Source organism: Sulfurospirillum diekertiae, assembly GCF_002162315.1.
In the GTDB taxonomy this organism is placed as follows: Bacteria; Campylobacterota; Campylobacteria; order Campylobacterales; family Sulfurospirillaceae; genus Sulfurospirillum.
This window is the reverse complement of record NZ_CP021416.1, coordinates 2,655,669-2,680,575: the sequence shown is the minus strand read 5'-3', so window position 1 is coordinate 2,680,575 and position 24,907 is coordinate 2,655,669. Positions and strand designations below refer to the sequence as shown.

The window sequence follows — 24,907 nt, the reverse complement described above, 5'->3', positions numbered from 1 at the left end:
TATGAAACAACTTTTTTTTGCAGTAATGCTTCTTCTACCGTTTGGACTCTTTGCCGATACGCTGAAAGAGGGTACGACAATACAAGCACCTGTTATTAAAGACCAGTTTGAAAAAACGGTGGACATTACACCTCAAACCAAGCAGATTATCATCGCATATACTAAAGCTCAAGGGGATCTGTTAAAGAGCTTTTTGGAAGCAAATCCAAACTATTTAAGCGAGAACAGTGCACTTTATTTGATGGATGCAACAGCAGTTCCTAGCATGGTGATGAGTATGTTTATGCTACCAAAATTTAAAAAATATTCTTATGCTATTGGACTTTTAGAAAATGAAAAAGATGTGGCGTATTTTCCTAAAAAAGAGGATCAAATCACCATCATTACACTTAATAATCTCAATGTTACGGCTATTGATTTTAAAGATAAACTCTAACATGTAAGAGAAGTGAATTTCACTTCTCTTGTTCTGCTAAAAGTTTGTTTTCTTCATCACTAAAGATACGCGAACGTGTAATAAACTGATACCCTTCATCAATTTCCAATGAAAAGGAGTTTCCAAAAGCGGCTTTTTCTTCTTTCACATCTAGGACAATTTGAGAATAACGAAAGTATTCGAATTGGTCTTTATCGATAAAAAACTCACATCCTCCGACTTCGCCCATTTTAATATTGCGTGAGGGAACATGAAAGTCTTTTTTTTCATAACACATCGGTGCTGTGCCATCGCAACAGCCACCACTTTGGTTGAAAACGAGTTCGCCATATTCATTTTTAAGCATTTCGATAACTTTGAGAGCTTCAGAGGTTGCAGTAAGTCGATGAATAGTCATGAAGGCTCCTTTAAAAAAAGTGCATGGGCGTAAAAGCCCATGCGTTCTTGCGGTTTAGAAAAATCCGAGTTTATTTTTATTGAATGATGTCAAGATATTTTTGGTGTGTCTATAAGCGTTAAGCATCATCATGTGTGTTTCACGTCCGATACCTGATTTTTTATAACCACCAAAAGAGGCATGAGATGGGTAGAGATGGTAGCAGTTTACCCATACACGTCCCGCTTCAATGCCGCGTGACATGCTATGAAGTTGATGCGCATCCCTTGACCAAACGCCTGAGCCTAGACCATAAATTGTGTCATTGGCAATGGCAAGTGCTTCCGCTTCATCTTTAAAGGTTGTGACACATAGTACGGGTCCAAAAATCTCTTCTTGGAAGATACGCATTTTGTTGTGACCTTTGAAGATAGTAGGTTGAATGTAATTTCCTTTTGGGAAGGTTTTGTTTTTGTATTCTGCACCACCGATGAGGCACTCTGCACCTTCTTCTTTACCAATGCGGATGTAATCTAAGATTTTCTCTTTTTGATTGACAGAAGCTTGTGCTCCCATTTTAGTTGCTGGATCAAGAGGATTTTCTTGAGTGATTGCTTTTACACGCTCTAAAACACGTTTCATAAACGGCTCATAAATAGACTCTTGGATGAGGGCACGTGATGGGCATGTGCAGACTTCACCACTATTAAAGGCAAATAAAACAAGTCCTTCAATCGCTTTGTCAAAAAATTCATCGTCTTTTGCCATGATAGATTCAAAGAAAACGTTAGGCGATTTACCACCGAGTTCCAATGTCGAAGGGATGATGTTTTCAGTAGCGTATTGCATGATAAGCTGACCTGTCGTCGTTTCACCGGTAAAGCCTACTTTTTTGATGTCAGGATGCGTTGCAAGGTGTTTACCAATCTTTCCACCTGCACCATTGATAATGTTAACAACGCCTTTTGGCAATATATTTTGAATGGTTTCCATCAAAATTAAAATAGACATTGGTGTCGCACTTGCTGGTTTCAAAACAACGCAATTACCAGCAGCAATAGCAGGAGCGATTTTCCATGCTGCCATCAAGAGTGGGAAGTTCCATGGAATGATTTGCGCAACAACACCGAGTGGTTCATGAATTTCTTGGGAAATTGTGTTTTCATCCAAATCTGAAACGGTTCCTGATTCTGCTCGAATAACAGAAGCGAAATATCTAAAGTGATCCACAACTAAAGGAACGTCTGCATTGAGAGTTTCACGAATCGCTTTACCATTGTCGAGTGTTTCTGCAATAGCAAGAGCTTCTAAATTGGCTTCGATAGCGTCAGCAATTTTGTTAAGTAATGTGCTTCGTTCAATAACGGAGGTATGTTTATAGGTTTCAAACGCTTTAACGCCAGCTGCAACTGCTGCATCAACATCTGCTTCAGAGGAGCGAGGGATTTTAGTTAAAAATTCGCCATCAACAGGGGAAAGATTGTCGAAATATTCACCGCTAAGTGGAGCAACCCACTCGCCGCCGATAAAGTTCTCATAACGAGGTTTATATGTAGGTCTTGAATATGCCATTTTTGCACCTTTATTAATAATAGAATTAAAAGATAATAATTATCTCTTGAGTAACTCTATAGCAGCTAGCTTTAACAACAAAGACAAAGTGGCAACTAACTATTTTTTTAGGTTGGATTAAATATCTATAAGTGATTTAGTGCAAGGTACTGAAGAGAAGCTTCAAAGCTATTTGCAATGACGATAGGTGAAAACATGAGATTGTGAGTTAGTCCAAAATCTTCAATTGACATACCCAAAGCATCACAGGGGGCATCCCCTAAATGAAGAATGGATTGCGTTTTATCTTTGAGCGTTCGCATGTCCGTCGAATACGCCACCACATTTTTACCTAACCCTTGTGCGTAACCTACTTCCCAAACCGTGCCACTGTCGGGTTCTGGACCACGAAATGGAGAGAGATTGGCGATGACGATGTCACACATGCGTATCATTGCTTGATTAGCCTGCCGAATCGCTTCTGCTATCTCCTTGGGATTATTCCCTGAAATGGTGTTATCAAGTGGAAAAAGTCCTTCATAACCATAATGTTGACACAGACGTTTATGCGCTTTACCCATTTCAAGAGCATTGGGTAAAAAGACTTCAGGACCTGCAAGATAAATTTTTTGCATCAGAATTTCCTTTAGCGTGAAAAAGGTTCAATCATTTTGAATTTTAACATGTTAAGAACGCGCAAAGCTTATTCTAGTCTTTAATATTACTTTTGGATGAGCTTGAATCTTATCAAAAAATCTATGATAACATCTCTTATATGTACCCAAATAGGCTCAAACAACAGTGAAACGCATAACGATATTAAAAATGCTCCAATCATATCAAAAGGGAAATGTACACCCAAATAAATTCTAGACCATGCAACAAGAAGCATTAAAATAAAAAAAAATCATGCTTAGTTTATACTCTTTTGCCAAAAAAATACTGATGAATACAGCACTAAAAAATATCATATGATGGCTGGGGAATGAAGCGTTTGAAGCGTGATAAATCAATGTTCTTCCAACCCCCATCATGAAAGGTCTTGAATGTGGAAAGAGTATGCTTATGAGTTGCCCAATGCAAAGGGAAATTATAATGACAAAAATTGATTTTAGAACCATTTCTTTTTGAGCCTCATTCCCAAAGAGCCAAAGAAGTATGAAAAAAATAGGGAGAGCATATAACAGATACTGCGCAAAAAATTTTGCAATACCAACAATCAATTCAGAGGCATTTGCAGAAGCGTTTATACTCTGAAACCATATTAAATTTATTGTTTCCAAATTTGAAATCATCGTACTGAATCACTCACTTTCATTCATATTTTTGTTATGTTAAGTTCTCTATTTTTCTATATTTGAAGAAGCGCTTTTCCCTTCATAGAGAACATAACTCTTACTGCTATAAAGTTTATGCAAGTCTGCTTGATGGGTGATATGTTTTTCATCTCCTTTGTTCACAACGACAAAATAATGCGATTCATTAGAGAGATTGAGATCATTAAACGCTTCAAGAGAGGTTGTTTGAATGGGTTCATTCATATAATACATAGAAGAAAAGGATTTCTTTTCTAAAAAAGTAAATAGGTTCTTGTGAAGAAGCGTGATGGTGATAAAACTCAATAAGGTATTTTTCGCTCATCACAAGGGTGGGAAACCATAAGACAATAACCAACCCAATCAATGATACAACAGGCACAAACCAGATGTTAAAAGCAATCATTTTAGGATAGTTTTGAATCAAACTACCCTCATTTTGATTTAACAACAGGGCAAGAAGAATAGCAAAGGCAGGGAGTGATGGCAAGACATAGGTCCAAATGACATTACTCGCCAACGTAAAAAACAGGATTAAAAAGAGTGCCCAAATCACTAGTAAACACATAATAGGATCTTTGAATAGTTTTAAAAACATCTCTCGTTTAGTGTGCTGATAAAGGCTTTGATAACCAAAGAAAAAAGCGCTGATACCCCATGGTAAAGAGGCAGCTAACCACATCAACCAAATAGCACCGTGTGGATTTTTATGCACATAGCCATATTTATCACCATGCCATCCTGAATCTAAAAAGCGACCAAAATGTTCTCCAATGATAAAATAATTCAAAAATCCAGGTGTCTTCATTTCAGCAATAATATACCAAGGGACGCTAATGATTAACATTAAAAGCGTACCTTTCATCCACGGAAGTGGTTTCAACAGCCTAAAACGCGTTTTAACGGAAGGTAACATCCATAAAATAGAATGCCACCTACAATAACCACTGCCAAAGGACCTTTGGCAAGAAGTCCCAATCCTAGGCCAATAAAAAAAAAGATACCCCCAAGAACACTTTCCTGTAAGGGTAAACATCATAAAGGCAACCAAGGATAAGGTTGTGCTAAAACTCAAAAACGGATCAGTTAATACAGCACCACTGAGTTGGAAGGAAAGGAGCATGCCAAAATAGATGACAACGGACCACAAAGCACTCTTTGCGTTTGTTAATGTTTTGACAAGGTGATACATCAACCAAGCGGTTGCTAAACTTATTAACAAGGAGGGCAGGCGTGGTGCAAAATCGCTGATGCCTAAAAGCTTGTAGGAGAGTGCTTCTGCCCAAAATGACAAAGGTGGTTTTCCCCAAAATGGAACACCATAATCATAATAAGGGCTAATCCAATCGTTCAGTTTTGCCATCATGAGGGCGGTATTGGCATAGCGTGCTTCGGTACTGTCCGTTAAAGGAAAATAATACATGACAATAAGACGAGCACCTATAAGAGAAAATAACGCCAGAATAAGGTTTTTAAATGTGTTTTGCATAATGATTCCCTGTGATGCTTTGTATCAATGATTTAAACGTAGGGCTTAGTAAAATTTCCATCTCCTCTTTGCGATGAGGATGAGCATAAAATGTTTTAAAAGGCGATTCTGTCCATACCTTAGCTTCAGATTCTGCTAAAAAGCCAGGATGCAGCAAAATCTCAATCAAACCCTCTTGATGACATTTTTGCAGCGCTTGTTGAATGGAAGAGAGCGTCATGTTTCCTGTAAACAGAACGCCAATAAAAGAGGCATTACATGTAATGTGGTGTTCATGAAGTTTTCGCGCTAACTGATTCGAAAATAGATTGAGCAAAAAATGTTTAATGAGATTAAGTCCGCAATAATTTTTCAGATCACGTAAAGAAGAAACTTCAAAGAAAAAAGGTTCTTTGGGCACACGTACATATGTCACTTGGTAGGGTAATTCCTGAGACAATTCGATCAGTATATCGCTGATAAAGGGTATCGTATGATAGTGCTGATGGGAGTCAAGATGAATCGTTGGTGTTTTTAGTAGCGTTGCATAGTGTGTGATTTGAGCAGTATATTCAGCTTTGATCGCTGCTTTGATGATTTTCTTTTGGGTTAGATTCCCAAAATAGTAATTGATGAGTATTGTTTCATAGCGTTTACAAAAAAGCCCTTTTTCATCGACTAAATAGGCTATCTTTTTAATATCTGAAAGCGGTTTTCCTTCAGCAATATTCAGATGCAAAGAGGTTCTCAAAGAAGGTCTTTGACGTAATTTTTCTAACGCATCCTCAACATAGGGAGTGTTGATCATCATGCTGGTGGATGTGAGCATACCTTCATCAAAACAGCGACAGATTGTTTCACTCATCGCCATAGAATTGGCAAAATCGTCGGCATTAATGATGATGTTCAACTAATTCTCCAAAATAAAGGGGTCTTTTTTTCACTTCAAGATGAATTTTCCCAATGTACTCGCCAATAATTCCCAAAACAACGAGTTGAATTGAATTCATAAAAATAGTCACAATCAACGTTGTTGCATAGCCGGTACGCTTAACATCAAAAAGCATATAATCAAAAAAAGTATATGCTCCTAACATCGTTGAGATAAAAGCGGTCAGCACGCCGATATAGATGGCAAAGCGCAACGGCTTAATGGAAAATTGCATGATACTATCAATCGCTAGTCCAAACGATTTTTTAAAATTGTATTTGGTGTGTCCCGAAAAACGTTTTGGAACTTCAAATTCAAGGACTTTACAGTTTGCGTACCCAATATAATTGAGCAACCCTCTAAACATCCTGTCGTTTTCATTCATAGTTTTAAGCGTATCAATATGTTTACGACTGAGTAGCCTAAAATCGGGATAGTTTTTGGGAATTTTAATATCGGAGAGCTTATCAAGCACCCAATAGAACGTTTTTGAAAAAATAGTATACATGTAAGATTTCTCGACATCATTGCTGATTTTCTTAGTTAAGACGACTTGATGACCATTGAGCCATGAACGTATCATCTCTTCCACCAAATAAGGAGGATGTTGTAAATCGCCATCCATGAAAACAACACAAGCTCCTTGCGCATTATCCATACCAGCGCTCATTGCCACTTCATGTCCAAAGTTTCGATACAAGTTATAAATGTTGATATTGGGATAGGTTGAAGTTAATGTTTGGAGCGTTTTAAGTGTTGCATCGGTACTGCCATCGTTGACACACATGTATTCAAATGTAACCACGTCTTTAAGTGCCGTTTCTACTTTGAAAAGTTCTTGAAACAATTTAACAAGATTGCCCTCTTCATTGTATAAAGAGATGACAATGCTGACCAATGGAAGTTTCATTGTCTATTCCTAAGAAAAACAAATTTTTTGTAGATGCAATAATTTTGTATTGCCACGAGAGCTGACGTCATGAGCTGTGATACAAGAGCATTAAAATGTAAGAGCGTATAGAAGAGTGTAAAAAGAAGCATATTGCTTGCAAACGATATGGCGACACTCAGACAATATTTGAAAATCGATGTGTGGTGTTTGGTATTGGAATCGAACGTATAATAATATTGGAAAATGTAGTTAACCACAGCCCCTAACACCATTCCAAAAGCGGTTGCAAAAATGGCATTGACACCTAACCAGACTAACAAAGTCATGCTGGAGAGATGAAGAAGTGTAGCCCCACCACCACTCATAACAAAACGTTTAAGCTGTTTCCAATCCACATCAGACTCCCTAAAAATCATACTCAAAAAATTGATCTTAACCTAAACGTTAGTGGGTTATTGTCACGTTCTTCTTAACAAAAATCTTTGATGATATAGTAGAAGATTTAGATGAATTCAAAATGAATACTTTTTAATATATTATTGAAAATTACCCCCTAAGGCAGAGATCAATGAAATTGTTGCAAGCACTTGTCTGTTTTGAAGGTTAAGAACAGTGATTTGGTTGTTTAAAAGCGATGTTTGTGCCACAACAACGCTTGTGTAGTTTACAATGCCTTGTCGATATTGGTACATGTTAAAGTCAAATACTTGTTGCGCTAAATCAACAGCTTCTTGTTGTACTTTCACTTCTCTTGAGAGTGTTTCAAGGGTGGCAAGGGCATCTTCAACTTGTTGGAAAGCGGTTAAGACACTTTGGCGATAGGTCGCAATATTGGCTTCATATGTACTTTGTATCTGTTTCAAATTGGCTTCTCTCAGCCCTGCGTCAAAAATGGTCTCTGAAAGCGCTCCTCCCACAGCCCAGATAAGGTTTGGTTTGGAAATCAACGAAGAGAGCACGTTACTTTCGTAGCCACTTGAAGCGGTCAGATTGAAGGTGGGAAACCATGCATCTTGAGCAATACCCACTTGAATATTGGTTTGCTTCATCCTTCGTTCCGCCGCAGCGATGTCAGGTCGTCGCTCCAAGAGTTCCGAAGGCAAAGAATAGGGAATATCGGGCAGAACGATCGGTAGTTTGGGATTGGCTTGTATTGAAAATTCCGAAGGTGTTTTACCAATTAATGCGGCAATCGCATGTTCTAACTGTTGTCTTTGTGCGTGTAAGTCAATTTTTTGTGCTTCAACACTTTTCATTTGAGCTTGAGCGGTGATGACATCTTTTTTGGTGACGATACCCGCATTGTATTGATTTTGTGTAATTTTAAGGGACTTTTCATAGGCTTCCAGCGTTTGGTGTAAAAAGGCTTCTTGTACATCCACATTTCTCAACTGAAAATAATTTTGTGCCAAAAGTGTCTGCGCTGAAAGTTTTGCGGCTTCCAAATCGTTCAAGCTCGCTTCCGCACTGAGTGAATAAGCGTCCACCAAATGGCGTGTATCGCCCCAAATATCAGGTGTCCATGAAGCTTGAAGGGGGAGTTTATAATCCGTTGAGCGTTTTTGTTTATTGGTTGAATTGACACCAGCAGAGGTTTGTGACCGAGATATGTCTGCTCCCACACTAAGGGTTGGAAAGAGGGATGCTTGTGAAGACTCAACAACAGCCAAAGCTTGTTTGTACAAGGCTTCGTATTTGCTGATGGATGGATTGAAGCGCGATAATGCTTCCATTAAGGTGTTCAGTTCAGCATCGTGATACATCTCCCACCACGCGCCTCGAACAGCATTATCATTAGGCGTTGCTTTTTTCCAATTTCCTTCTTCATGATAGGCTTGCGGAATCGTCACAGTCGTGGGTACAGACGGTGTATTTTGTTGGGCACAACCCACAAAGAATGCATTGGTAACAAGGAGTATTGATAAAATAGAGTATCTCATAAGCAATTAACCTTTTATAGATTGAGGTGTTTTGGAAAATTTTGAACGCATTTTTTCACCGTACAGATAAATGACGGGTGTTGTGTACAGCGTTAAAAGCTGACTCAAGATTAACCCACCAACGATTGAAATACCAAGACCTTGGCGTAATTCTGCACCATCACCAAATCCTATGGCAAGAGGAATAGCCCCTAAAAGTGCCGCCATTGTTGTCATCATAATAGGTCTAAAACGTAAACTACAGGCTTTTTGTATGGCATCCATCGCGGGTAACCCTTCATTTCTTTGAGCCGCAATCGCAAAGTCGATCATCATAATGGCATTTTTCTTGACGATACCGATGAGTAAAATGACACCAATAAGCGCGATGATATTAAATTCCGTGCGAAATGCCATTAATGCGAGTAGAGCGCCCACACCTGCGGAAGGCAGTGTTGAAAGAATGGTAAGCGGGTGAATATAACTCTCATACAAAATACCAAGGACAATGTACACCGTTAAAATGGCGGCTAAGATTAACAGCGGTTGGCTCTGAAGTGACGCTTTAAAGGCATTGGCACTCCCTTGAAAACTTCCATGGATGGAAACGGGTAAATTCAATTTTTCAACCGCAGAAGTGATGGCTTCGGAGGCTTGGGAGAGCGAAACACCAACAGGAAGGTTAAACGAGAGTGTTGCTGCGGCAAATTGTCCTTGGTGATTGACTCCCAAAGAGGTGAGGGCAGGCTCATAATGGCTGAATGCTGATAAGGGCACTTGCGAGCCATCACTGGTAATGATATAGACCGAATCTAAAGCATTGGGGTACTGTGAAAATTGTGGATCGACTTCTAACACCACACGGTATTGGTTGAGAGGGTTATAGATGGTAGAGATCGTGCGTTGTCCAAAGGAGTCGTTTAAAACGGCATCGATCATACTGGCCGTAATGCCTAGTCTTGAAGCTGCATCTCTGTTGATCACCAGCTTCGTTTGCGAACCTTTGATCTCTTGGTCACTGCTCACATCAATAATTTGAGGCAGTTGCATAAATGTTTTGCGAATCACTGGTTCCCACTCGCGCAAGGTGCTCAAGTCATCCGATTGCAGGGTGTATTCGTATTGCGCATTCGATTGCCTTCCGCCGATACGAATATCTTGTACGGGAACTAAAAAGAGATTAGCGCCCGGAACATGTGCGAGTTTTCCTCTGAGTCTAGCGATGACCTTATCCGCCGAAATTTTACGCTCTGAGAGAGGCTTGAGACTAATAAACATTCGCCCACTATTGGCCTGTTGACCTCCTGTGTACGCAATGACATTTTCAATGGCAGGATCGGCTTTTACAATGGAGACAAATGTATTGAGTTTTTGGGACATGGCTTGAAACGAGATAGATTGATCCCCTTGAATACTTCCCATAATACGTCCTGTATCTTGTTGGGGGAAAAACCCTTTAGGGATGATGATGTATAAAGCAATGGTGATGCCAATGGTGGTAAAAAAGAGGGCGAGCATCAACTTAGAATGACGAATCGCCCATGCTAAAGAGCGCTCGTACGCTTTGAGAATTTTAGTAAATACTTTTTCGTTGAGATCCGATAACCGACCTTGTTTTTTCACAGGAGGTTTGAGTAAATAGGCGCACATCATCGGTGTTGTCGTAAGCGAAATAATCAGTGAAATAATAATGGCAATGGAGAGCACAATCGCAAATTCTCGAAATAATCGTCCTATAATACCTCCCATCAGCAAAATAGGTAAAAAGACCGCAATCAATGATAAGCTCATCGATAAAACAGTAAAGCCAACCTCTTTACTACCCACAAGAGCAGCTTCAAAAGCACTCATCCCTTGTTCCATCTTTTTGGAGATATTTTCCAACACAACGATAGCATCGTCCACAACAAATCCTGTTGCGATGGTTAATGCCATCAATGAGAGGTTATCAAGGCTGTAACCAAGCAAATACATGATGGCAAACGTTCCTATCAGGGAAGCAGGCACAGCGACACTGGGGATTAGCGCCGCACGCCAATTGCGCAAAAATAAAAAGACGACGGCAATTACAAGCAAAAGAGAGATAATGAGCGTTCGCTCGACTTCATGAAGTGATGCGCGAATGGTCGGCGTTCTATCCATGGCAATCTTTAAATCAATCCCTTGAGGAATGGATGAAGAGAGTAATGGTAGTGTACTAATAACCGCATCGACGGTTTGGATGATATTGGCATTAGGTTGACGAAATAAGATGAGTAAGACCGAAGGCTTGCCATTGGCAGAGCCCGCATTGTGCAAATCTTGGTTTGAATCAACAACGGTTGCGACATCTTTGAGCAAAATGGGCGCTCCATTGTGATACGAGACGATAAGAGGCCTATAATCAGCCGCTTTTTTAGCTTGATCATTCGCTCCTATTTGCCAATGGTGCTCATTGTCTTCTACACTGCCCTTGGGTCGATTGGCATTGGTTGCACTAATGCTTGTACGGAGTGTTTCAAAACTAATGCCGTAATGATTGAGGCTTGAGGGATTGACTTCAACCCTTACCGCTGGCAGAGAGCTCCCACCTACAATGACTTGCCCGATGCCGTCAATTTGTGAAAGCTTTTGCGCTAAAATCGTTGAAGCCGCATCGTACATTTGTGCTTGTGTGAGGGTATCGGATGTCATGGACAGGATCAGTATGGGAGCGTCGGCAGGGTTTACTTTTCGGTAGGTAGGATTGCTGAGCATACCTGTGGGCAAGAGCGATAAAGAGGCATTAATCGCTGCTTGAACATCGCGTGCAGCCCCATCAATGTTACGATCTAAATCAAATTGCAAGGTGACACGCGTTGAGCCCATGGAGCTTGAAGAGGTCATCTCCGTTACCCCAGCGATGCGTCCAAGACTACGCTCCAAAGGCGTTGCCACCGTTGCTGCCATCGTCTCAGGACTCGCACCTGGCAAAGAGGCAGAGATGGAAATCGTAGGAAATGCGACTTGCGGTAAGGGAGAGACAGGCAGTAATCCAAACGCAAGAGCACCCGCTAGAACAATACCGATGGTTAACAGTGTTGTTGCGACATGTCTTGCGATGAAAGGAGCACTAAGATGCATGGCTAATGCTTTACATGTAAAGAATGAAATCGCGTAGCCAAACGATCAAAAAAGAGATAAATGACGGGTGTTGTGAACAGGGTTAAGACTTGGCTGACCATTAAACCACCTACCATTACAAGACCTAATGGATGTCTTAATTCAGAGCCCACACCTGTTCCCACCATCAAAGGGATTGCGGCAAAAAGTGCGGCTAAGGTTGTCATTAAAATAGGCCTAAAGCGCAATAAACAGGCTTGATAGATGGCATCGCGTGGTGATTGCCCTTGATGACGTTCTGCTTCAAGGGCAAAATCGATCATCATGATGGCATTCTTTTTAACGATACCAATCAATAAAATAATACCAATGATCGCGATAATATCCAGATCATTTTTAGTAAATAATAGCATCAAAAGAGCACCCACCCCCGCGGAGGGAAGCGTTGAGAGAATGGTGAGCGGATGGATATAACTTTCGTACAGAACACCCAACACAATATACATGGTCACAATGGCAGCGAGAATGAGCAGGAGTGTATTGGTCAGTGATTTTTGAAATGCCGCAGCCGCTCCTTGAAAGCGTAATTCCATACTAGGCGGTAATCCAAGGGCATCTTTTTGTTGTTGGATTGCTTCTGTTGCATCGCCTAAAGAGGAGTTGGGGGAAAGGTTAAATGAAATGGTTGTGGTCGGAAATTGATCCAGATGATTGATGACTAAAGGTGTTTGTCGCTCGCTAATATGGGCAATGGCACTGAGTGGAATGGCAGATCCTGTGCTACTTGTCACATAAAGATGTTCAAGCGCACTGGGTCCCATCTGATAAGAAGGAGCCACTTCTAAGATAACGCGATATTGGCTGGTTTGTGTGTAAATGGTTGAGATTAACCGTTGCCCAAACGCATTGTAGAGTGCCGCATCGATGGCTGCGACACTAATGCCCAAGCGACTTGCAGTAGCGCGGTCAATATCGACGTAAATTTGAAGCCCTTGATCTTGTTGATCGCTTGCAACATCTCTTAATTGCGGAAGTTTAGTGAGTGCTTCAATAATTTTGGGTGTCCATGCTTCCAAATCCTTAGCATTAGCACTTTCTAAGGTAAATTGGTATTGTGTTCGACTGACTCTATCTTCGAGGCTGAGGTCTTGAATGGGTTGCATGTAAAGGGTAATGCCCGCTACATCATGCAGTTGTGCTTGAATCTCTTGAATCACCTCTTGCGCATTTTTTTGACGTGTAGCATGTGGTTTGAGATTGATGAGAATACGTCCACTATTGAGTGTTGTATTCACCCCATCAACACCGATAAACGAGGAGATGCTTTCAATGTTGGGATTTTCTAGGATTTTATCAGCGAGTTCACACTGTTTTTGGGACATAGCGCTAAAAGAGATGGATTGCGGCGCTTCGGTGATGCCTTGAATAACGCCCGTATCTTGCACAGGAAAAAATCCTTTGGGGACATAGATGTACAACAAGGCATTTAAGACCATTGTTAAAACGGCGATGGTAAGCATCATTTTTTGACGATCAAGTACCCATGTCAGCATCTTGGCGTAACCTTGAATCATTGCATCAATCATAGCGCCACTGTAACGGTAAAATTTCCCTTGCTCATTCATCGGTTTTTTACCCAACAATTTAGCGCTCATCATCGGTGTCAATGTGAGAGAAATAAACGCCGAAATTAAGATGGCCACCGCCAGTGTAATGGCAAATTCACGAAATAGTCTTCCTACGACATCTTGCATAAAAACAAGTGGAATTAAAACAGCCAACAAAGAGATGGTTAAAGAGATAATCGTAAACCCAATCTGTTTTGAACCTTTGAGCGCCGCATCTAAGGGATTTTCTCCCTCTTCTATGTAGCGCGCGATATTTTCAATCATAACAATAGCATCATCGACGACAAATCCTGTGGCTATGGTTAATGCCATCAGCGTTAAATTGTTCAGACTAAAGCCCAAAAAATACATCACGCCAAACGTTCCGATCAGTGAAAGGGGTACGGCGACACTTGGAATCAAGGTTGCAGGGATATTGCGTAAAAAAACAAAGATGACCATAACCACTAAGATAACGGCTAATATCAGTTCTTGTTTAACATCTTGTACCGATGCACGAATGGTTGTCGTACGATCCGTGAGTAACGAAACTTCCACCGCATTAGGTAAGGATTCTTGCAGTTGGGGGAGTAGACTTTTGACACGATCAACGACTTCGATCACGTTGGAACCGGGCTGGCGTTGAATATTGATCAAAATAGCAGGAGTGGTATTTTTCCATGCCGCCAAACGTACATTTTCTGCATCGTCAATGACAGTTGCAACATCGCTAAGACGAATAGCTCTTCCATTTGTATAGGCGATAATAATGTCTTTATACTCTTTGGCAGATTTTAGTTGATCGTTGGCATCGATGGTTGAGGCATTTTTAGGGCCGTCAAATCCACCTTTAGCTTGATTAATATTAGCGCTATTAACGATGGTTCGTAGCGTTTCCAAAGAGATGCCATAGGCAGATAACGCTTTTGGATTGACTTGAATACGAACGGCTGGTTTTTGTCCCCCACTCAAACTGACTAACCCGACACCGCTTAATTGTGAAATCTTTTGAGCAATACGTGTATCGACCAAATTTTGCACTGCAGGCAGTGGCATGGTTTTTGACGTAACGGCAAGTGTTAAAATCGGTGTATCGGCAGGGTTGACTTTATTGTAAATTGGAGGAGCGGGCAGATCGGTTGGTAACATAGATGTGGCGGCATTAATGGCCGCTTGAACCTCCTGTTCGGCAACATCCAAGGCCAATTTAAGATCAAATTGCAACGTAATGATAGAAGATCCACCCGAACTGGTGGATAACATTTGATTGAGCCCAGGCATTTGACCAAATTGTCTTTCTAATGGAGCGGTAATTGAAGAGGTGATGACATCAGGACTTGCCCCTGGGTAAAGGGTTACAACTTGAATGGTCGGATAATCAACTTCAGGCAATGCCGATAAGGAAAGCATCCTATAACCGATGCTACCTGCTAATAAAAGAGCAAGCATCACAAGCGATGTTGCGATAGGTCTTAAAATAAAAATGCGAGAAGGATTCATTTTTGCGAATCGCTTTTAGTACGAGAAGCTTTCAAAGGAGTTTCTTTCGTCGTGTTCATGTCGACTTTGCTTCCTTCACGCAATTTATCAACACCATCGACGACAACGATGTCACTCAGGCTTAAGCCTTCTTCGATGATCGAATTGCCATTCTGTGTGGAGCTGACTTTAACACGTTGAACACTCACCGTTTGATCTTCTTTGACACGGTATACAAAAGTGCCTTGTGCGCCATGTTGTATGGCCGCACTTGGAACGTACAGTGCGTTTTGTTTCGTTGTTACTAAAAGATGAATATTCACAAATTGATTTGGAAAGAGTTTGGTCTCGGGATTATTAAATTCTGCTTTGAATTTTAACGTGCCTGTTGTTGTATCAATTTGGTTGTCCATACTTGCAAGATGCCCTTTGATGATGAATATGGAATCACTTCGATCATACGCTTCAACTTCGAGTGTTTTATTTTCTTGCAAAGCTTGTGTGATAGCAGGAACTTTATCTTCGGGTAAGGTAAAGGTAGCCGAAATCGGATTGATTTGGGCAATCACCGCTAAGCCCGTTGTATCGGACGCGTGAATCATATTGCCTTTATCAACCAAGCGAAGACCGATACGTCCACTCGTAGGTGCCGTAATCGTACTGTAGTCTAGTTGTAGTTTGGCACTGTCGATGGATGCTTCGTCCACTTTAATCGTACCTTGGTATTGATGCACGAGGGCTGTTTGGGTATCTAAAACTTGTTTGGAGATAGAATCTTGTTGTAAAAGCACTTCATAACGCTTCAAATCAATCAGTGCATTTTCAAGAAGTGCTTGGTCTTTTAACAGTTGTCCTTGCGCTTGTTTGAGCTGTACTTCAAAACTTCTTGCATCAATTTTTGCAAGAATATCGCCTTGTTTAACCATCTGCCCTTCAGTGAATAAAATATCCATTAACTGCCCATCCACACGACTTTTCACGACAACATTCGACAAAGGGGTTACCGTCCCAAGACTTTGAAAAAAGATTTTAATAGCACCTTGCTGAACGGGGGCAGTTGAAACAGATGCTACTCGTGTAGCAAAAGCTTTTTTAGGATCATTGCTTGTAGTAGGTTGACTTTTAAAAACAGTAAAGTAACTTGCTATGCCAATAAAAGCACCTACAATGAGAATGAGAGCCCATTTTTTAGTTTTAGAAGGAGTTGAAAATGACATAAAATTGACCTTTTCATGAAATAAAGAGTCTTTGACACGTTTTCACCAAACCAAAGATTAGCATTTGGTATTTGCGAGGTATTATATCAATGAAATGTTAACTAACTTTAATGAAATGAGTCAAAAAATGACCTGAGAAGTATTGTTGTTGTCTAAACCAACTTGTTGCAAAGTGGTATCTGTCAAAGAAGAGCAATTTTGGGCATATGAAATTCTTTTACAAGCCTAAAATACAAGTAGACCTTTAAAAGTGCACGGCTACTTCTGTGCTTCGTTTGACACTATGTCTTGGCTGATGAATGAAGTTTAATATTCTTGCTTGAGGATTTGAGTAAAAGGAAATTGTAAAAAGAAAGTTGTTTCTTGATTTGGAATGGATTCAACCCAAACTTTAATGTTATACATTTTACAAACAGAATTGACAATATCCAGCCCTATACCAAAGCCTCCCACCGCATTGCTTCGTCTCTCAAAACGCTTAAAAATGCTCTTTTGATTCTCTTTATGAATGCCAACACCTTCATTTTTAACGGTTAAAAGATGTTCTGAAAGCTCAACGCAAATCGCTGTTTTTGGATAACTGTATTTAATAGCATTTGAGAGAAGGTTATGGATAACTTTTTGAATACGTGATTTATCCATGTAAACAAATGTTGTTTGAAGTTGTGCCGTAATTATATTGTCCTTTGTGGAAGCTATTTCATTAAAAAATCCAACACTCTCTTGAATTAAAAGGGCAAGATCAAATGACTCTTCAAACACTTCATCAATATCATGAAATGCAATATAACTAAGGCTATTGTAAATTTGAGAAATGAGTTTTGTGCTAATGGAAATATGATTGATAACACGTACATCTTTAAACGAGCTTTGCTTCAAGTTTGAAACACTCATCATTAAAGCGGCGACGGGTGTATTTAGTTCATGAGAACTGTCTTTAATGAAATGATTGAGCTTTTCAATGCGCAAGTGAACAGGCTTAAGCAGCAAGCGGCTTAAAAAATAGCCTTCAACACCCACAAAGAGCGCGGATATAACCATCGTAAACAAAATAATTAATTTAAGTCTGAGTATCTCTCGTTCGCTCATTTCTTCATCAACAACAATGTAAGCTACTCCATTAATAGGAGTTGCTAATCGATGAACAGCATAGGGTGTTGTATTTAAATCAAGCAACGGAGTTTTAAAGCTTGAAAAAAGAGTCTGTTTATCTTCTTTTAACAGAGCAACCGTGAAAAATTCTTTGGGTGGATGAAACAGATACGGCACTTTATCCATCTCCGCTTGCATCAACTCTTTTTCGTAACTCATCACAACGGTTTTAATTTCCATTGAACGTTTTTCATGAAGCTTATTGGTTTCATTGTTGTAGTACAAAATAGCAATAATGCTCATGAGAAAGAGTGCAGAAGTGACATAGATGATTAAAAATCGCCATAATGCGCCCTGTTCTTCTTTATTCAAAAATATATCCATTCCCTCTAACGGTTTGAATTTTATCTTTTCCAATAATATTGCGTAGATTTTTAATGTAAACTCTAATCGTCGCTTCGCTAGGCATTTCATCATAGTCCCATAAATTTTGTATCAGCTCTTCTGAGGAGACAACCTTACTTTTTTGCTTACTTAAATAGAGTAAGATTTTGCACTCTTTACGCGTCAGGGTGTAAGGTACTTCATTGACATACAAGCGGTTTTTAGAAGCCATTAATGAAAGATGAGAATCAATAATGATGGCTTGTTCATTGATAAGGTTAAATCGTTTTTGAATGTTTTTAATGCGCAAGTCAAGCTCTTCAAGATCAAAAGGCTTTTTGATGTAATCATCGCAACCATTTTCAAATCCTTTTTTCAAATGAGCCGTATCTTGAAATGCGGTAATGATAATAGCAGGTGTCGTGTCTTTATAGGTACGAATTTCTTTAATAAGATCAATACCACTGAGTTTTGGAACATTAATATCAAGAATTAAAAGATCAAATTTTTGGGCACTGAGTGCATCAGAAGCCGACTGCCCATCGCTAAAGTGAGTCGTTTGATGAAGATGGCGATTCAGATGACAGAGTAGAATATCAGATAAAATTGGATCATCTTCTAGCAATAAAATTTTCATCGACCATTTCCTTTTAAGCCAATTATACCATAGCCTTTTGCAAAGCTATGGCATACACGATGATGGCTTTTTTTTCTCAAAAAGAAAATAATCTACGCTGATTTTTCCTGCGCCAAAGGCACATAGTACACCAAGAAATAGCAGATAGTAAAGAGGAATTTCAAAACCTCCATCGGTTGCACTAAAGCCATTGCTTAAATGAACGCTTAGAATTGCAACCACCATAACAGCACTTAATGGTAGTGAAATCCATCTGGTTAATAAGCCTAAAATTAGTAAAACAACACCCACGCTCTCAATGCTTGCGCAAAGGTAAGCGTTGAGTAAAGGCAAAGGAATATTAAGTGTTTCAAACCACTCTGCAACGGAGTGAATATCGCTCCACTTCCGTACAGATGGTTCATAAAATCCATATGCCAACATAACTCTTACACTCAACAATACGATTGATTGCATTGTGTTAACAAGAAATAACCGCATTGCAGATTATTTCTTTTCGCCACCGCATTTAGCAGCACCACATTTGGCATCAGCTGGTTTTTTAGCATCACTCGCTTTGTCGCCTCCGCATTTAGCGTCAGCTGGTTTTTTCATCTCTTTCGCATCTTTCGTAGCGTTCATATCACCACCACATTTACTATCAGCTGCCATAGCGCCACTTACGAACATAGCAGCGATGAAGAGTGCTGCGAGAGGTTTAACGTTTGAAAATACTTGCATTGTAGATCTCCTTTTGGGTTTGGATAGTGACAGTATAATGACATTTTGTGTAGTGAATATGTAGTCGTATTACACAAAAGTTTTACATGCATGTGTTAGAATGCACCCTATGAATAGACGTACATTTATGGCACTGAGTGCTTCATCACCTTTTTTTTTAAGCATAGACGCGTATGCTAAAGATGTTCCTGCTTCTGTGTGGAAAACCATCGAAAGTGTCCAAGAAGTTTTATTGCCTGCAACAGAGCAGATGCCCTCTGCAAAAAATGTCAATGCCCTCTCTTTTTTAATCGTCAATAGCACCAGCCCCTATTTTGATCAAAATGATTTGGAACTTTTGATTGAAGGGGCTTCTGTTTTTAACCAAAAATTTTCTCATTTTTTTCAAGAAAATGCAGAAGCTCAATACCGTATCGTAGAGCTAGCAAGCGAAGATGCTTATTTGGAGCAATGGCTCTCACGGCTGATTTATTACACGCTTGAAGCAATGTTTTGTGATCCAATTTACGGGGGAAACACAGAGGAAATAGGATGGAAATCTGTTTTACATGTAAAGGGAGAACCTCGTCCGAAAAGTACCTATGGGAGCAAAGTATGAATTATGATGTGTGTATTGTAGGAAGCGGCGCAGGTGCTGGACCTCTTGCTTATGAACTCTCTCGTGTGGGTAAAAAAGTGGTGATCCTTGAAAAAGGAGACATTTACAGTGAAAAAGATTTTTCAAAAGATGAGATAGCCTATACCAAGCGTGATGTTTTTACACCAAAATTAAGAGACGAATACCATGTCATTGAGAGCTTTGAAGAGGGGAAATGGGTCAAAACACCTTCGTATGAAAATAACTGGAGTTTCTGGAATGGTAGCCTTTTAGGAGGTTCTTCAAACTTTATGAGTGGATTTTTTCATCGCCTTAAACCCAATGATTTTAAATTAAAATCTCTTTATGGGGATTATGAAGGAGCCAATATTGAAGATTGGCCTATTACGTATGAAGAGCTTGAACCTTTTTATGAACGCACAGAGAGAATCGTAGGTGTTTCAGGAGAGATAACAGAGTACGCGCACCAAGAACCACGCAGTACCACGCAATATCCGTACCCTCCTTTAGCGGAACATCCTATTGTTGAAAATTTTGACACGGCTTGTAAGGCTTTGCATTTTACTCCGTTTAAAACGCCTAGGGCTATTCTCTCAGAGCCCAAGGAAGGGCGAAACCCTTGTTATTACTCCAATTACTGTGGCTCATATGCCTGTTCGAGTGGAGCAAAAGGAAGTTCACGCGCTGCGCTTATTCAGCCCGCTTTAGCGACGGGAAATCTGCATATTATCGCCAATGCGTTTGTTGTGAAATTAGAAACAGATAATACCAGCACCATTAAAAGAGCACAGTACCTCACACAAGAAGGGACTAAAAAGTATGTCAATGCTAAGCTTTTTATCCTTGCAGCACAAGCAGTGGAGAGTTCTCGCTTATTATTAAATTCAAAAAACAAGGCCTTTCCAAAAGGACTTGCTAACTCATCAGGGGCTGTTGGAAAAAATATGGTCTTTTCAGGCGGAGGTATTGGTTCAGGAGAGTTTGATTTAAGCCATTTCAAGCAAGAGACACTTTTCCAAGCAGGGCTTTTTGTCAATCGTGCGCTCAAAGATTGGTATTTTACGAAAGAGTTTAAAGGGGGCGTTGTTGATTTTTTATTTGAACATGCCAATCCAATACGACGTGCAAACAGCCTGAAAAGAGAAGATGGGACATTGATCTTTGGGAAAAAACTTCAAGATAAAATTTTTCAAACCTTAACAACAAAAAGGGTACTCAATTTTGAAGTCTTTAATGATTGGATGCCCAATGACAACTGTTTTGTCTCTGTTGATGAAGCATACAAGGACAAATACGGTATTCCTGTTGCAAACATTCGTATAGGCGCACACCCTCAAGATGTCATAGTAGGAGAATTTTTAGCCCAAAAAGCGGTACAGGTACTTGAAAAAATGGGAGCAAAAAATATTACCTACGCTATCTCACCACTGCCTCCACAAAATCTTCAAGCAGGAGGATGTCGTTTTGGAAATGATCCGAAAAAACACGTACTCAATCGTTATTGCCAAAGCTATGACATACACAATCTTTTTGTAACCGACGGTAGCTTCATGCCAACGGGAGGAAGTGTCCCTTATACATGGACGATTTACGCCAATGCCTTTCGCGTTGCAGAGTATATTAAAAAGAATTTCGATACTTTATTGGCAATTTAGAAAAATATATTTAAACTAAAATAACTATTTAGAAGTAGAAATATGCCTAATTACATATAAGAAAATTTGTTATGCTATTGATTTTGAGATAAATAATAAGAAAAAATTGATTATTACAAATCTAACGCCGTATCCTATATTTTTTAGCAATAGTAAAAAAAAGAAGTTGAGAAGTTTGTTTGAAAGTCCCTAAAATAGGGATGGTGCGGATAAAGAGACTCGAACTCCCATGCCTCTCGGCACCAGATCCTAAGTCTGGCGTGTCTACCAATTTCACCATATCCGCACACAACAGTAGTAAATTTTGCGAAGCTGAAGCTCCGTCTTTAAGGGTGGTACGCCCTACACGATTCGAACGTGTGACCTACGCCTTAGAAGGGCGTTGCTCTATCCAGCTGAGCTAAGAGCGCATCTTCTCTCGGTTTTAGGTGGTGCGCTCGAAAGGAGTCGAACCTACAACCTACGGATCCGAAGTCCGTTGCTCTATCCAATTGAGCTACGAGCGCATAAACCGCGCCACACAAAACAATGGGGTGAGTGATGGGGATCGAACCCACGACCCTCAGAACCACAACCTGATGCTCTAACCGACTGAGCTACACTCACCATCTAAATTTAATTCTGAGAAATAAGTGGTCGGGGCGAAAGGATTCGAACCTTCGACCCCCTGGTCCCAAACCAGGTGCGCTGACCAGACTGCGCTACGCCCCGACATTTAAAAAAACCTATTGGTCTTTTTAAGGCTGAAATTCTAGCCAAAATCCAGCCTTTTGTCAAGGAAATTTTTTTAAGCCTTTGGTTGGAACTCGATAAGTCCTTCCGTTGGTGAGCTAGCCGTTGCAAAAGGCTTCTTTGCAATACGTCCTGCAAGGAAACTTGAACGTCCTGCCAGTACGGCGTATTTCATTGCTTCTGCCATCAGGATAGGATTTTTAGCTTGCGCAATAGCAGTATTTGTAAGAACACCATCCGCGCCTATTTCCATTGCAATTGCAGCATCACTGGCACAACCAATACCTGCATCAACGATGACTGGAATCTTAACAGCCTCTTTGATAAAAAGGACATTGTAACGGTTTTGGATACCAAGACCACTACCAATAGGAGATGCTAAAGGCATTACTGCCGCACTACCCGCATTTTCTAAGCGTTTCGCCATGATAGGGTCGTCATTGGTGTACGTCATGATCGTGAAGCCATCTTTGGCTAAAACCTCACACGCTTTAAGCGTTTCCATCACGTCAGGGTAGAGTGTTTTTGCCGTATCGCCGATGACTTCAAGTTTAATCAGATCAAGACCTGTTGCTTCTCTGACCATACGAAAAAGTGTAATGGCATCTTCTGCGGTGGTACATCCAGCAGAGTTTGGAAGCAGTTTGATGTCTGTGCCCTTGAAATAGTCCATCAGATTTTCTTCATTAGGATTGGTAATATTAACACGACGCACAGCAACCGTGATGAGTTTAGAACCACTTGCGAGCGTTGCGTCTTTGGTCGTTTGAAAATCGGGGTATTTACCGCTTCCTACGATCAAACGGCTTGCAAATTCGATATTTCCTACTTTGAGGGTGTCATTCATTTTTAGTTCCTATTGAGTAAATTTTTCACGGTTTCGGGAAGGAGTTCGTGCTCTAAGGCGTGAATTTTAGTTTCAAAATCTTTAAAACTCATATCTTCACTTTTCTCGAAACAGCGTTGGGAAATGATTTCACCACCATCGAGCTCTTCGCTGACGTAGTGAACGCTGATGCCTGCGACCTTCATCGGTGAATCAAAACTCTCTTTTATAGCACTGCCACCCTTAAAAAGTGGAAGGAGTGAAGGATGTAAATTGATCGCTTTAACATGCTCTGTGAAATAAGGAGTGAGGAAACGCATAAATCCAGCCAGTACGGTAAGCTCCGCACCGCTTTTTAAAATAGCCTCTACAAGGGCTTCATCAAAGCTCTCACGGCTTCCGTAGAGCGTATGATCGATGATAAGAGGTTCTATGCCATAACTTCGTGACTTTTCGATTCCTGCCGCGTTGGGGCGATTGCAAATGGTAGTTACAACTTCAATTCTACAGTGCTCAAATACTTTGTTGTGAACAGCAGCGAGCAATTTTTCCAAATTACTTCCTTCTCCACTGAATAAAATAGCAATTTTCTTTATAACCATTTAAGACCTTTACAAATATCAATCGGGGTAAGCGCAAAATTATTACATGTAAACTTTCGTGAGACGAGAGCATGCGCGAGGGAGCCGCTAATAGCAGCATCTTTTGGGGTATATCCTTGCGCGATGAGGGCGCCTATCATGCCAGACATGACATCGCCACTGCCGCCTTTAGCTAAAGCTGGCGTACCATACGTGTTGATAAAAAGCTCACCATTGTGTGCGATGATGGTGTTGGCACCTTTGAGAACCAATACCACATGCGGGAATGCAAGGCTAAAGCGTTTGGCATACGCAAAGCGGTTAGCTTGAATCGCTTCAACACTCACTTTTTCTTTACATGTAAGCTCTAAAATCGAGCTAAATTCTTTGGGATGTGGTGTTAAAACCAGAGGTTTTTGGGATGCAATGATCTCACAAAGAAGCGGATGCTGTGACAAGGATGCATCGATCACTAAGGGCAAAGTATTGGAGAGTAAAAGTGTTTTGAGTGCTACTTCATCAAAAGGCATCTCAAGCCCCATCCCTGCCACAATCACATTGGCATTTTTAGGCAGTGTTTCGCTGTTCATCAAATAAATAGGTAATTTTTTTGGTTTCTCGCCTATGAGTGTCACGAGTCCTGCGCCAAAATGAAACGCTCCCATGCCCGCAAGTCGTGCTGCCCCCTCTTTCGAGCCTTGTACAATCGCAACATGCCCAAAGGTGCCTTTATTAGCATTTTTTTTGATGCGAAAGGGTAGTCTAAGATCGCTTTTATGAAGTAAAAAGAGGGAGCTAGGTGTTTCATACTGATTGCGGGAAATGCCTAGATTTGCAACTTTGATATCACCTATGGCGTCTTTAACATTGTCATTTAAAAGAGCTAGTTTCAAAGCGCCCATCGTTACAGTTTCATTGGCTTGAAAAATGACAGAACTGAGTGTTAAATCGCTCAAAATACCACTGGGAATGTCGCAGGCGATTTTGTAGCCTTGCTTTGCATTGAGTGTTTCGAGCAGTTTACATGTAAGATCATCTAAAGGGCGGTTAAGTCCTGCACCAAAGAGTGCATCAACGTAGATATCGGCATCAATCAGTTCATCCACGACGATAACACCCACTTTTTTGGCACGTTCCAGTTGGAGTTTTGCAAGTTCAGATTTGATCTTAAAGGGCAGATAGAGACTGACATTGTACGCACCATGCAATAATCGTGCGGCGACAATACCATCGGCTCCATTGTTTCCCATACCACATACAAAGAGCGCACTCTTTTTACATGTAAGTTTTTTTTTGACGGCATGAGCCAGAGCAAGCCCCGCATGTTCCATTAGAATTTCAGGGGTTAATCCAAAAGTGGTATAACAACGATCATCTAAACTATTTGTTTCTTCGTAGACATAATGCAT

The 24,907-nt window shown here is 40.4% G+C and carries 23 protein-coding genes and 5 tRNA genes; 3 read left to right on the top strand and 25 right to left on the bottom strand.

Annotated elements, in window-relative coordinates; genetic code table 11:
• The first annotated feature begins 1 nt into the window (after position 1).
• Entirely contained in the window at positions 2–436 is a 435-nt protein-coding gene (locus Sdiek1_RS13745) for a hypothetical protein (protein WP_087439622.1), read from the top strand.
• Between the two features lie 19 nt (positions 437–455).
• Here the strand turns inward: Sdiek1_RS13745 and Sdiek1_RS13740 are convergent, their stop codons facing one another.
• From Sdiek1_RS13740 to Sdiek1_RS13655, 17 genes are all read right to left on the bottom strand, one after another.
• Positions 456–833, bottom strand: a complete 378-nt coding sequence (locus Sdiek1_RS13740; RefSeq protein ID WP_087439621.1) for a DUF779 domain-containing protein — start codon at positions 831–833, stop codon at positions 456–458.
• A gap of 54 nt (positions 834–887) precedes the next feature.
• The gene (locus Sdiek1_RS13735; RefSeq protein WP_087439620.1) at positions 888–2,384 is read right to left on the bottom strand and encodes an aldehyde dehydrogenase family protein; all 1,497 of its coding nucleotides are present in this window, start codon (positions 2,382–2,384) and stop codon (positions 888–890) included.
• 125 nt (positions 2,385–2,509) lie between these two features.
• A complete protein-coding gene (locus Sdiek1_RS13730) occupies positions 2,510–2,998 on the bottom strand; it encodes a nucleoside 2-deoxyribosyltransferase (RefSeq protein WP_087439619.1) in 489 nt (162 codons plus the stop codon).
• 86 nt (positions 2,999–3,084) lie between these two features.
• Positions 3,085–3,255, bottom strand: coding sequence for a phosphatase PAP2 family protein (locus Sdiek1_RS15630; RefSeq protein WP_087439618.1), 171 nt, complete (start codon positions 3,253–3,255; stop codon positions 3,085–3,087).
• Positions 3,256–3,706: 451 nt separating this feature from the next.
• A complete protein-coding gene (locus Sdiek1_RS13715) occupies positions 3,707–3,904 on the bottom strand; it encodes a hypothetical protein (protein WP_087439616.1) in 198 nt (65 codons plus the stop codon).
• A complete protein-coding gene (locus tag Sdiek1_RS13710; protein ID WP_087439615.1) occupies positions 3,897–5,168 on the bottom strand; it encodes an ArnT family glycosyltransferase in 1,272 nt (423 codons plus the stop codon). Before Sdiek1_RS13710 ends, Sdiek1_RS13715 begins: the two co-directional genes overlap by 8 nt.
• Positions 5,152–6,057: a carbohydrate deacetylase gene (locus Sdiek1_RS13705; RefSeq protein ID WP_087439614.1), complete on the bottom strand. Its 906-nt coding sequence runs from the start codon at positions 6,055–6,057 to the stop codon at positions 5,152–5,154. The genes Sdiek1_RS13710 and Sdiek1_RS13705 overlap by 17 nt, the downstream gene beginning before the upstream one ends.
• Complete coding sequence (locus tag Sdiek1_RS13700; protein ID WP_087439613.1) at positions 6,041–6,988, bottom strand: glycosyltransferase family 2 protein; 948 nt, start codon at positions 6,986–6,988, stop codon at positions 6,041–6,043. The genes Sdiek1_RS13705 and Sdiek1_RS13700 overlap by 17 nt, the downstream gene beginning before the upstream one ends.
• Positions 6,985–7,365 carry a GtrA family protein gene (locus tag Sdiek1_RS13695; RefSeq protein WP_088437512.1) on the bottom strand — a complete coding sequence of 127 codons (381 nt, stop codon included), beginning with the start codon at positions 7,363–7,365 and terminating at the stop codon, positions 6,985–6,987. Before Sdiek1_RS13695 ends, Sdiek1_RS13700 begins: the two co-directional genes overlap by 4 nt.
• Positions 7,366–7,506: 141 nt before the next feature.
• The gene (locus Sdiek1_RS13690) at positions 7,507–8,910 is read right to left on the bottom strand and encodes an efflux transporter outer membrane subunit (protein WP_087439611.1); all 1,404 of its coding nucleotides are present in this window, start codon (positions 8,908–8,910) and stop codon (positions 7,507–7,509) included.
• 6 nt (positions 8,911–8,916) lie between these two features.
• Positions 8,917–11,991 (bottom strand): multidrug efflux RND transporter permease subunit, encoded by a 3,075-nt coding sequence (locus Sdiek1_RS13685; RefSeq protein WP_087439610.1) that lies wholly within the window; start codon positions 11,989–11,991, stop codon positions 8,917–8,919.
• A 2-nt stretch (positions 11,992–11,993) separates the two neighbouring features.
• A complete protein-coding gene (locus Sdiek1_RS13680) occupies positions 11,994–15,077 on the bottom strand; it encodes an MdtB/MuxB family multidrug efflux RND transporter permease subunit (protein WP_087439609.1) in 3,084 nt (1,027 codons plus the stop codon).
• Positions 15,074–16,273: an MdtA/MuxA family multidrug efflux RND transporter periplasmic adaptor subunit gene (locus Sdiek1_RS13675; protein WP_087439608.1), complete on the bottom strand. Its 1,200-nt coding sequence runs from the start codon at positions 16,271–16,273 to the stop codon at positions 15,074–15,076. Before Sdiek1_RS13675 ends, Sdiek1_RS13680 begins: the two co-directional genes overlap by 4 nt.
• Before the next feature lie 306 nt (positions 16,274–16,579).
• Entirely contained in the window at positions 16,580–17,737 is a 1,158-nt protein-coding gene (locus Sdiek1_RS13670; protein WP_161492053.1) for a sensor histidine kinase, read from the bottom strand.
• A complete protein-coding gene (locus Sdiek1_RS13665) occupies positions 17,730–18,386 on the bottom strand; it encodes a response regulator transcription factor (protein ID WP_087439606.1) in 657 nt (218 codons plus the stop codon). Before Sdiek1_RS13665 ends, Sdiek1_RS13670 begins: the two co-directional genes overlap by 8 nt.
• Positions 18,387–18,431: 45 nt before the next feature.
• Positions 18,432–18,809, bottom strand: coding sequence for an HvfX family Cu-binding RiPP maturation protein (locus Sdiek1_RS13660; RefSeq protein WP_238099322.1), 378 nt, complete (start codon positions 18,807–18,809; stop codon positions 18,432–18,434).
• 63 nt (positions 18,810–18,872) lie between these two features.
• Positions 18,873–19,106, bottom strand: coding sequence for a hypothetical protein (locus tag Sdiek1_RS13655; protein WP_087439604.1), 234 nt, complete (start codon positions 19,104–19,106; stop codon positions 18,873–18,875).
• A 109-nt stretch (positions 19,107–19,215) separates the two neighbouring features.
• Here Sdiek1_RS13655 and Sdiek1_RS13650 point away from each other — a divergent pair, with 109 nt between their 5' ends.
• Positions 19,216–19,704 carry a gluconate 2-dehydrogenase subunit 3 family protein gene (locus Sdiek1_RS13650; protein WP_161492052.1) on the top strand — a complete coding sequence of 163 codons (489 nt, stop codon included), beginning with the start codon at positions 19,216–19,218 and terminating at the stop codon, positions 19,702–19,704.
• On the top strand, positions 19,701–21,359 hold the full coding sequence (locus Sdiek1_RS13645; protein WP_087439602.1) for a GMC family oxidoreductase: 1,659 nt from the start codon (positions 19,701–19,703) through the stop codon (positions 21,357–21,359). The genes Sdiek1_RS13650 and Sdiek1_RS13645 overlap by 4 nt, the downstream gene beginning before the upstream one ends.
• 201 nt (positions 21,360–21,560) lie before the next feature.
• Here the strand turns inward: Sdiek1_RS13645 and Sdiek1_RS13640 are convergent.
• From Sdiek1_RS13640 to Sdiek1_RS13605, 8 genes are all read right to left on the bottom strand, one after another.
• Positions 21,561–21,645: transfer RNA gene (locus Sdiek1_RS13640), tRNA-Leu, on the bottom strand.
• Positions 21,646–21,692: 47 nt separating this feature from the next.
• A tRNA-Arg gene (locus tag Sdiek1_RS13635) sits at positions 21,693–21,769 on the bottom strand.
• A gap of 19 nt (positions 21,770–21,788) precedes the next feature.
• Positions 21,789–21,865, bottom strand: a tRNA-Arg gene (locus Sdiek1_RS13630).
• Positions 21,866–21,888: 23 nt separating this feature from the next.
• Positions 21,889–21,965, bottom strand: a tRNA-His gene (locus Sdiek1_RS13625).
• A 27-nt stretch (positions 21,966–21,992) separates the two neighbouring features.
• A tRNA-Pro gene (locus Sdiek1_RS13620) sits at positions 21,993–22,070 on the bottom strand.
• 76 nt (positions 22,071–22,146) lie between these two features.
• On the bottom strand, positions 22,147–22,938 hold the full coding sequence (locus Sdiek1_RS13615) for a thiazole synthase (protein ID WP_087439601.1): 792 nt from the start codon (positions 22,936–22,938) through the stop codon (positions 22,147–22,149).
• 2 nt (positions 22,939–22,940) lie between these two features.
• Positions 22,941–23,519: a phosphoribosylglycinamide formyltransferase gene (gene purN / locus Sdiek1_RS13610; protein WP_087439600.1), complete on the bottom strand. Its 579-nt coding sequence runs from the start codon at positions 23,517–23,519 to the stop codon at positions 22,941–22,943.
• Positions 23,510–24,907 (bottom strand): NAD(P)H-hydrate dehydratase, encoded by a 1,398-nt coding sequence (locus Sdiek1_RS13605; protein ID WP_087439599.1) that lies wholly within the window; start codon positions 24,905–24,907, stop codon positions 23,510–23,512. Before Sdiek1_RS13605 ends, purN begins: the two co-directional genes overlap by 10 nt.

Excerpts from the sequence above, each read along its gene's own strand:
- Sdiek1_RS13745 (WP_087439622.1), top strand. The coding sequence starts at position 2 with ATGAAACAACTTTTTTTTGCAGTAATGCTTCTTCTACCGTTTGGACTC.
- Sdiek1_RS13740 (WP_087439621.1), bottom strand. The coding sequence starts at position 833 with ATGACTATTCATCGACTTACTGCAACCTCTGAAGCTCTCAAAGTTATC.
- Sdiek1_RS13735 (WP_087439620.1), bottom strand. The coding sequence starts at position 2,384 with ATGGCATATTCAAGACCTACATATAAACCTCGTTATGAGAACTTTATC.
- Sdiek1_RS13730 (WP_087439619.1), bottom strand. The coding sequence starts at position 2,998 with ATGCAAAAAATTTATCTTGCAGGTCCTGAAGTCTTTTTACCCAATGCT.
- Sdiek1_RS15630 (WP_087439618.1), bottom strand. The coding sequence starts at position 3,255 with ATGCTTCTTGTTGCATGGTCTAGAATTTATTTGGGTGTACATTTCCCT.
- Sdiek1_RS13715 (WP_087439616.1), bottom strand. The coding sequence starts at position 3,904 with ATGAATGAACCCATTCAAACAACCTCTCTTGAAGCGTTTAATGATCTC.
- Sdiek1_RS13710 (WP_087439615.1), bottom strand. The coding sequence starts at position 5,168 with ATGCAAAACACATTTAAAAACCTTATTCTGGCGTTATTTTCTCTTATA.
- Sdiek1_RS13700 (WP_087439613.1), bottom strand. The coding sequence starts at position 6,988 with ATGAAACTTCCATTGGTCAGCATTGTCATCTCTTTATACAATGAAGAG.
- Sdiek1_RS13690 (WP_087439611.1), bottom strand. The coding sequence starts at position 8,910 with ATGAGATACTCTATTTTATCAATACTCCTTGTTACCAATGCATTCTTT.
- Sdiek1_RS13685 (WP_087439610.1), bottom strand. The coding sequence starts at position 11,991 with ATGCATCTTAGTGCTCCTTTCATCGCAAGACATGTCGCAACAACACTG.
- Sdiek1_RS13680 (WP_087439609.1), bottom strand. The coding sequence starts at position 15,077 with ATGAATCCTTCTCGCATTTTTATTTTAAGACCTATCGCAACATCGCTT.
- Sdiek1_RS13675 (WP_087439608.1), bottom strand. The coding sequence starts at position 16,273 with ATGTCATTTTCAACTCCTTCTAAAACTAAAAAATGGGCTCTCATTCTC.
- Sdiek1_RS13665 (WP_087439606.1), bottom strand. The coding sequence starts at position 18,386 with ATGAAAATTTTATTGCTAGAAGATGATCCAATTTTATCTGATATTCTA.
- Sdiek1_RS13660 (WP_238099322.1), bottom strand. The coding sequence starts at position 18,809 with ATGTTGGCATATGGATTTTATGAACCATCTGTACGGAAGTGGAGCGAT.
- Sdiek1_RS13655 (WP_087439604.1), bottom strand. The coding sequence starts at position 19,106 with ATGCAAGTATTTTCAAACGTTAAACCTCTCGCAGCACTCTTCATCGCT.
- Sdiek1_RS13650 (WP_161492052.1), top strand. The coding sequence starts at position 19,216 with ATGAATAGACGTACATTTATGGCACTGAGTGCTTCATCACCTTTTTTT.
- Sdiek1_RS13645 (WP_087439602.1), top strand. The coding sequence starts at position 19,701 with ATGAATTATGATGTGTGTATTGTAGGAAGCGGCGCAGGTGCTGGACCT.
- Sdiek1_RS13615 (WP_087439601.1), bottom strand. The coding sequence starts at position 22,938 with ATGAATGACACCCTCAAAGTAGGAAATATCGAATTTGCAAGCCGTTTG.
- purN (WP_087439600.1), bottom strand. The coding sequence starts at position 23,519 with ATGGTTATAAAGAAAATTGCTATTTTATTCAGTGGAGAAGGAAGTAAT.
- Sdiek1_RS13605 (WP_087439599.1), bottom strand. The coding sequence starts at position 24,907 with ATGCATTATGTCTACGAAGAAACAAATAGTTTAGATGATCGTTGTTAT.